Here is a 5078-nt window from a genome sequence, read left to right on the forward strand (position 1 = left end):
GTCGGCGGACAGGATGCGCACCCGTCGGCCCGCCCCGTCGGCCGTCCAGGCGCCCGGCGAGCGGTAGCCGGCCCGGATGTGCCGGTCGACGACGGCGCGCGGGGAGCGCAGGTCGAGGCGCAGGTCGTCGTCCGAGGGCCGGCCGAAGTACGAGCGCAGCGCCGGGTCCTGGGCGATCGGACGGTAACTGCGCCCGGCGAGCTGCGGGATGAGCTCCAGCAGCATCAGCACGTTGGCCCGCTCCTGGGCGGTGCGCAGGTCCAGCGCGGTCTCCCGGCCGGTCAGCGGCACCTGGTGCTGCATGATCAGGTCGCCGCTGTCGAGGACGGGCGCCATCTCGATGGCGGAGACGGCCGATTCGGCGGCGCCCTCGCGGATCATCCAGTAGAAGGGCGCAAGGCCGGCGAAGGCGGGCAGCGGCGAGGGGTGGAAGTTGACGGCGGTGATCCGGGGCACCGACAGCAGTCGCTCGCGCAGGATCTGCTGGAAGTTGGCGACGACGAAGTAGTCGGCCTCGTAGCCCTCCAGCTCCTCCACGAACTCGGGCCGGTTGACCGACACCGGCCGCAGGACGGGCACCCCGAGCGCCGCGCCCTGGGTGACGAGGTCCACCTGCTCGGGGTCGTCGGTGAAGTACGAGCAGCGCTTGCCGTGCGGGGAGGTGACCACGGCGACGAGGTCGACCTGCGGGTGGCCGTGCAGCATGCTCAGGAACGGCGAGCCGAGCTTGGAGTTGACTTCCGAGAACAGGACGACGCGGATGCGGTCCATGGGTCGGGAAACCTCTCTGTGTCTGACGGGGGGGCGGGTCGGCAGGGGGCGGGTCGGCAGGGGCCGGCTTAGAAGAACGGGCTCGTCGACTTCCCGCCGAGCAGCACGTTGCCGGTGAGCTGGAGGATCGAGTCCTGGGCGACGGCGTGCTGGTTCATCGTCCAGGCGTCGCGCAGCCAGCGGTCCAGCGGCGAGGGCTTGTAGACCGAGGAGCCGCCGACCAGGTCGAACAGGGTCTGGACGATGTCGCGGGCGGTGCGGAAGGCGTGCCGGCGGGCGATCGCGGTGGCCACCCGGGCGTCGTCGGTCAGCTCGGCGCCGCCGGTCAGCGCGTCCCACTGGCGCTCCAGGCTCGCGTACACGCCGGAGCGGGCGGCGAGCAGTTCGCCCTCCAGGCGGGCGATGGTGCTCTGGACGCGGTGGTCCTGCGCCCAGGGGGTGCCGGTCTCGCGGTCGGTGCGGTGGACGGCCAGCTCCCGCACGTGGTCCAGCGCGGCGCGGGCCATGCCGAGCGGGATGCCGGACATCTTGCGCAGGATCGTGTCGGGGCTGGCGTGCAGCGGGCCGGTGCGGCGCGGGTCGGAGAAGCCGAACGAGCGCTCCTCGGGGACGAACAGGTCCTCGCAGGAGTAGTCCTGGCTGCCGGAGCCGGCCAGGCCGGTGGTGTGCCAGGTGTCGTGGAAGGTGTAGGCCTCCGGCTTGGAGATCAGCACCCGCCAGTGGGTGGGCTCGCCGCTGACCGGGTCCGGCTCGGGGGTGCCGTCCTCGTCGACGATCAGGCAGCCGGCGCCCAGCCAGTCGCAGTGGGCCGAGCCGGAGCCGAACTTCCAGCGGCCGGTGAGGCGGTAGCCGCCCTCGACGCGCACGGCGCGGCCCTGCGGGTAGATCCAGCCGGAGTTGGCGAGGTCGAGGGTGGGGTACATCTCGCGGGCCACGTCGTCGTCGAGGTAGCCGGAGTAGATGCCGGAGTCCATGCCGATCATGGCGCACCACGCCGTGGAGGCGTCGCCGGTGGCGAGGATCTCGATCAGCTCGCACTGCTGCACCGACGTCAGCTCCGGGCCGCCCCAGGTCTTGGGCATGGCGGCGCGGAAGACGCCGCCGTCGCGCAGCAGGGCGACGATGTCGGCGGGCAGGGTGCGGTTCTGCTCGATGCGGGCGCCGGCCTCGCGCAGCTGCGGGACGAGGGTGCGGGCGTGCGCGAGGATCGCCTCGGCGGTGTCGGGGACGTGGATGGTGGCGGTGGTCATCGTGGAGGTCCTTCGGGAGTTGACGGTGATCGGACGGTGATCAGAGGTAACGGCCGGGCGCGAACGTGCCGTTGGGGTCGATGAGCCTGGCGAGGTCCAGGACGAGCGCGGCGTTCGCGGTGTCCGGGGCGTGCTCGCGCCCCCAGCCGCCGTGCGCGGAGTCGAGCCGGTACGGCGCCCAGCCGGCCGCGGCGAACAGCGCGTACGCGCGGTCGAGCGCCCGGTGCGCGGCCCCGGCCTGGGTGGCCCGGTCGAACGGGAAGGAGACGACGAGGTCGATGACGTCGGCGTCGAGGGCGTTGACGGTGGCGCCGGGGCGGATCCCGGTCTCCTCGTGCACGGTGTCGAGGAGGGCCAGGGCGCGGGCGGTGTCGGCGCCGGTGAAGGGGATCAGCGGCAGGAAGAAGATCCAGCCCCTGCCCTCGGCGTCGACGAGGTCGGCGCGGGTGCCGGTGGCGGAGGCGAGCATGTCCTCGTTGAACTCCACCGAGCCGGAGTACGCGGCCTGGACGACCTTCGAGACGGTGTCGTCGGCGGCCGGCTCCTCCCCCGCCGCGATCCGGTCGAACAGCCCTGCGGCGCGGGCCTCTTCGACCAGCGTGCCGGCGAGCGCGTCGAGCGTGCCGGCGGTGGCGTCCACGCACACGTGGGCGAGGTAGCCGTGGCCGCCCTCGCCGCCGTAGGTGGCGCTGGAGGCGGTGTCGTAGATCTTCACCACGCCCGACACCACGTTCCCGGCCCGCCAGCGGCGGATGAGGTCCACGGCCGCGGGCAGCCGCTCCCGGCCGAAGGAGAGCCGGACCACGCGCTGCGCCTCGGGGCGCGGCAGCAGCCGGACGACGGCGGCGGTGATCACGGCCAGCGGCGACTGGGTGAACAGGTGCAGCGTGCTGGGGCCCAGGCCGTACGGGTTGACGGCGCGTCCGGCGGAGGTGCCGGGCCACCAGCCGGTGCGCACCAGGCGGCCGTCGGGCAGCACCGCTTCGAGCCCGAGGAGGTCCTCGGTGCGCTGGCGGCGCAGGCCCACGCCGCGGTCGACGAGGTTGCCGAGCAGGGAGGTGTGGCCGGAGGAGGCGGTGACGTTGAGCATCCGGGCGGTGCCGGCCAGCCGGGCTGCGAGGACGGCCTGGGTGACGCCCGGCTCGACGACCGCGTAGCCGGCGTCGACGTCGAGCTCGCGGACGGCGTCGAGGCGGTCGAGTTCGAGGCGGACGACCGGGCCGACGGCCGGTTCCCTGGAGCCCAGGCCCCAGTTGCGGCCGGTGGAGACGGCGTGCAGGCCGGGCAGGCCGGCGCGGGCGCCGCCGCGCTGGTCGAAGGCGCGGACGACGGACCGCACCTCCTCGGCGCTGCCCGGGCGCAGGACGGCGTTCAGGGGGCGGGCTGCGGGCGGGCGACGCCGCGCACCTCGACGTGCTCGGCGTCGGCCGGGACGTGCGAGTCGCGCACCGGGCGGCCGTCGACGAGCAGGGCCCCGACCTCGGTGAGCGGCACCCCGAGGGACTCGACGACGTGGCCGAGCGTCGAGGTGCCGTCGGTGCGCAGCTGGGAGCGGCCCTCGCGGCGCCGGCCGGCGACGAAGAGGTGCAGCTCAGGGGCGAAGTCGAGGGAGATCTGCGGTCTGTCCGGGGTGTCCACGCGGCCAGCATGCCAGCGCACGGCGAGCCGGGGCCACCGTTTTCCGCCGCGGTCCGGGAGTACGCGGTCCGGGAGTACGATCGGACGTATTCCGAGCAGTGACGGCCCAGGGAGCACGCGATGGCCGGGCAGAGCAAGCGGGACGACGCGGCGAGCCCCTTGTCGCGGCTGGGTTCCGGAGAGCCGGACGATCTCTTCGACAACCGCGACGAGCCGCCCGGGCCCGGACGGAAGCCCCAGGAGCCTCCGTACGGCGGCGACGACGATCTCTACGGCGCCTCGGCCGCGGTGAGCGGCATCGAGGAGACCGACGACCGCTCGTGACGGTCGCGCTCGGCCCACCGGACGGCCGGGCCCATCGCGTACCCCGCCCCGAGGAACACCGCGCCCAGGACGAGCCAGCCGGCCAGCCCGCCGTCGAGCAGCAGCGTCGTGAGGACGAGCGGTCCGAGCGTCCGCGCGACGGCGACGCCCGTCCCGAAGAAGCCCTGGTACTGCCCGAGCCGGTCGGCGGGCGCGAGGTCGAAGCTGATCTGCCACGACCCGGCCGACTGCCGCATCTCCCCCACCAGCAGGAGGACCGAGCCCGCCAGGAGCAGCGCCGCGAACGCCCACTCGGGCACGTCCAGCGCCGAGAGGCCGAACACCGCGCACGAGCCGAGCAGCAGCACCCCCGCCGAGCGCACCGCGCGCGAGCCGGACGCCGGGTCGGTGACGTCGCGCGCCACCCGCACCTGGAAGGCCATCACGCCGACGGTGTTGAGGACGAACAGCACCGACCCCAGCCAGCCCAGGTCCGAGGCCCGTTCGGCGAGCCAGAGCGGGAGCACCAGGCTCAGCAGCGGCATCCGCATCAGCAGAACGGTGTTGACGAGCGCGACGACGGCGTACCGGCGGTCGGTCAGCACCTCCAGGCGCGGCCCCGGCCTCGACTGCCCAGCCGTCGAGGCGACTTCGGGCACGCGCAGCAGGATCAGCCCGCCCACGACGAACCCGAGCGCGGTGACGACGAACGCCCCGAGGTACGCCTCGCGGGTGCCGACGGTCAGCGCGATGCCGCCGATCGCGGCGCCGACCGCCAGTCCGCCGTTGAGCGTCGACTGCAGGTGCGCGAGCAGCCCGGTCCGCTCGGCGGGCGACACGAGACCGCCGACGAGCGCCTGGCGCGCCGCGGTGAGCCCGGACTGGGTGGTCGCGTAGAGGCAGATGGCGAGCAGGAACAGCGGGTAGGAGCGGATCACCAGGAACAGCGCGACGACCACCGCCGTCGCCAGCGCGAGCGCCACCGCCGTGCGGCGCGGGCCGCGCTGGTCGGCGAGCTGGCCCAGCGGCACGCCCGCGAGCGAGCCGAGCGCCCACGCGACGGCGAGGCCGACGCCGAGCCGCGCCGGGGACATCCCGACGACGTGCGTGTAGTAG

5 protein-coding genes and 1 pseudogene are annotated in these 5078 nt (G+C 74.4%); 1 reads left to right on the forward strand and 5 read right to left on the reverse strand.

Translation table 11 applies throughout. From position 1 onward, the window contains the following. The 4 genes and pseudogenes from AB0O00_RS29170 to AB0O00_RS29185 form a co-directional block, all read right to left on the reverse strand. Positions 1 to 771: formyltransferase family protein (locus AB0O00_RS29170; RefSeq protein ID WP_363656782.1), on the reverse strand; the 771-nt coding region annotated here is incomplete at its 3' end. Positions 772 to 839: 68 nt separating this feature from the next. Continuing rightward, on the reverse strand, positions 840 to 2021 hold the full coding sequence (locus AB0O00_RS29175) for an acyl-CoA dehydrogenase family protein (RefSeq protein WP_363656784.1): 1182 nt from the start codon (positions 2019 to 2021) through the stop codon (positions 840 to 842). 40 nt (positions 2022 to 2061) lie between these two features. After that, a complete protein-coding gene (locus AB0O00_RS29180; RefSeq protein ID WP_363656790.1) occupies positions 2062 to 3396 on the reverse strand; it encodes an FAD-binding oxidoreductase in 1335 nt (444 codons plus the stop codon). Positions 3397 to 3404: 8 nt separating this feature from the next. Beyond that, a pseudogene (locus AB0O00_RS29185) lies at positions 3405 to 3659 on the reverse strand (hypothetical protein); the annotation flags it as partial. A 120-nt stretch (positions 3660 to 3779) separates the two neighbouring features. Here AB0O00_RS29185 and AB0O00_RS29190 point away from each other — a divergent pair. Next, positions 3780 to 3983, forward strand: coding sequence for a hypothetical protein (locus AB0O00_RS29190; RefSeq protein ID WP_363656786.1), 204 nt, complete (start codon positions 3780 to 3782; stop codon positions 3981 to 3983). Here AB0O00_RS29190 and AB0O00_RS29195 read toward each other — a convergent pair. Then, on the reverse strand, positions 3929 to 5078 hold a 1150-nt coding region (locus AB0O00_RS29195), incomplete at its 5' end, for an MFS transporter (RefSeq protein WP_363656788.1). The genes AB0O00_RS29190 and AB0O00_RS29195 overlap by 55 nt on opposite strands.

This window comes from Kitasatospora sp. NPDC093558, from assembly GCF_040683475.1.
GTDB lineage: Bacteria > Actinomycetota > Actinomycetes > Streptomycetales > Streptomycetaceae > Kitasatospora.

Bases quoted from the DNA above. Each gene is read 5' to 3' on its own strand.
- AB0O00_RS29190 (WP_363656786.1), top strand. From the start codon at position 3,780: ATGGCCGGGCAGAGCAAGCGGGACGACGCGGCGAGCCCCTTGTCGCGG.
- AB0O00_RS29175 (WP_363656784.1), bottom strand. From the start codon at position 2,021: ATGACCACCGCCACCATCCACGTCCCCGACACCGCCGAGGCGATCCTC.